Origin of the sequence: Mesorhizobium sp. M1A.F.Ca.IN.020.06.1.1, assembly GCF_004023265.1 — a bacterium.
Lineage (GTDB): Bacteria > Pseudomonadota > Alphaproteobacteria > Rhizobiales > Rhizobiaceae > Mesorhizobium.
Genome location: NZ_RZSR01001305.1, coordinates 1 through 1,279, shown reverse-complemented (window position 1 = coordinate 1,279; position 1,279 = coordinate 1). Strand labels below are relative to the sequence as shown.

Here is a 1,279-nt window from a genome sequence, read left to right as displayed (position 1 = left end):
GTCGCCCATCATCTCGGCATGGTCGGAGGTGAGCACAACCACAGTGTCATCCCAACTGCCGGCCGCCTTCAGCGCTTCCCAGATGCGGCCGAGCTGCGCGTCGAGCTCGGAGATCATGCCGTAGTAAAGCACACGGATCCGGCGGAAATTCTCCTCGCTCCAATCCCGCACCTTGCCCTCGGCGCCGGGAACGAACTTCGTCCGCTTCTGCAGGCCAAGATCGTATGCGAGGTAGGGGTGGCTTTGCGCCTCGGCCTGCCAGTTCGCCGCGCGCCGGAAAGCGGGGCCGTCGGCCGGGTCGTACATGGTGTTGTAGGGCTGCGGCACGATGAAAGGCGGGTGCGGGCTGATGAAGGAGATGTGCCCGAACCACGGCGCCGCCTGCTCCTGTTCGCCAAGCCAGCGGATGAATTCGCCGGCCAGGAAAGCCGCCGGCGTCTGGTCCTTCGAATAGACCGGCGGCGCGTTGCTTACATCATCGCCGACCATGCCCTGCTTGCCAGCCGGACGATGGATGCCCGGTATCCCGGTGCTCGTGTCGATGCCTTGCGTCCGCAGCCAGGACAGCCACTGCTTCTGATGTTCGGGCAGCAACTGCCGGACGCTGAAGCCGGGCAGCACGCCTTCATAACTCCTCAGCCGCGGATCGCCGGCCGCAAGCCGGCGCGGATCCGGCGCAACATCGGTATAACCGAACAGCGTGGGGTCATAACCCACCGCGCGTGCGGAAAGCGCGATGTTACCGTGGCGGGCGTCGAGCGGCGAGCCGTTGCGGCAGACCCGGTTGTTCATCTGATAGAGGCCGGTGTAGAGGCAGGCGCGCGCCGGCGAGCAGGGCGCCGCTCCACCGTAGTGGCGCTGGAACAGCACGCCCTCGGCCGCGAGCGCATCCACATGCGGCGTTTTCACCACCGGATGTCCCGCCGCCGACAGACAATCGCCGCGCCACTGGTCGCAGGTGATGAGAAGAACATTCGGGCGGCTCACTCGGTTGTCCAAACTCTTCTCCTCAAGACGGTGCGCCCGCTCATGGAGCCGAAATTTCCCGATCGGCGCAAGGAGGCAGTTTCATCAATTGGTGAACATAGGTCTTATGGCCGTTCACTTTTGTGATACAGTCCATTCTGAGTTTGGTCGCTTTGCCGGGCCCGGCGCTATCCTCATATTGCGTGGACAGCGGCAAGGGCCGCAGCAAGGATAGGGAAGGAGCAAGACCATGCTCAATCAGATCAAGGGCCTGCATCACGTTACCTCGATGGCAAGCGATGCGCGCCGCAAC

General features: G+C 63.8%; 2 protein-coding genes. Both read right to left on the bottom strand.

Annotated elements, in window-relative coordinates:
* Nucleotides 1-987, bottom strand: a 987-nt coding sequence (locus EOA60_RS33505; protein ID WP_245502688.1) for a sulfatase-like hydrolase/transferase, incomplete at its 3' end; no start/stop codon positions are given.
* A gap of 40 nt (nucleotides 988-1,027) precedes the next feature.
* A partial coding sequence (locus EOA60_RS38460) for a hypothetical protein (RefSeq protein WP_206628377.1) occupies nucleotides 1,028-1,279 on the bottom strand: 252 nt, incomplete at its 5' end.